This window comes from Aeromonas caviae, assembly GCF_000819785.1.
Classification (GTDB): domain Bacteria; phylum Pseudomonadota; class Gammaproteobacteria; order Enterobacterales; family Aeromonadaceae; genus Aeromonas; species Aeromonas caviae.
The window spans coordinates 1-634 of record NZ_CDBK01000040.1 but is presented as its reverse complement, the minus strand read 5'-3'; the positions used below and the strand labels follow the sequence as shown (position 1 = coordinate 634).

The following is a 634-nucleotide window of genomic DNA, read 5'->3' as shown; positions in this document are numbered from 1 at the left end:
AAACCAGGGGCGATTCACCCTCAATGAGATCGTGCAGCAGCATCACGCCATGTTCTGCATAAAAGAAGATACCGACTCTCCCTCCTATCGGGAATTCTGGCGAGATCTGGCAAATGGGCACAGCCAGCATGGCACCTTCCACCGGGTTGGCAAACAAGGCAAGGAAATATGGCTGGAGGCCACCTATTTCCCTGTCAGCCAGGGCGGAAAAATAATCAAGATCATCAAAATAGCGTCAGATGTAACGGTGCAACATGATCTGCTCATGACTCAAAAAGCAATATTTGAGGCGCTGGATCGTTCCCTCGCCGTCATCGAGTTTGAACCGACTGGTGTTGTTATTTCCGCCAACCGTAATTTCCTGGATACCATGGGCTATCGACTCGATGAAATTAAAGGCCATCAACATCGCATGTTTTGTGATGAGCTGTTTTATCGGGAACATCCCAATTTCTGGCAGGAGCTGGCTCAGGGGACGTTCAAATCGGGGCGCTTTCAGCGATTTGATAAAAAAGGCCATGAAGTCTGGCTGGAGGCAACCTACAACGCTGTGCGGGGCAGCCATGGCAAGGTGATCAAGGTCATCAAGTTTGCCTCCAATATCACCCCGCAGATTGTACAGATCTAGTTATCA

General features: G+C 49.5%; 1 protein-coding gene. It reads left to right on the top strand.

The features are described 5' to 3' along the window. Positions 1–628, top strand: a 628-nt coding sequence (locus BN1120_RS05265; RefSeq protein WP_236727606.1) for a PAS domain-containing protein, incomplete at its 5' end; no start/stop codon positions are given. Between the last annotated feature and the right edge of the window lie 6 nt (positions 629–634).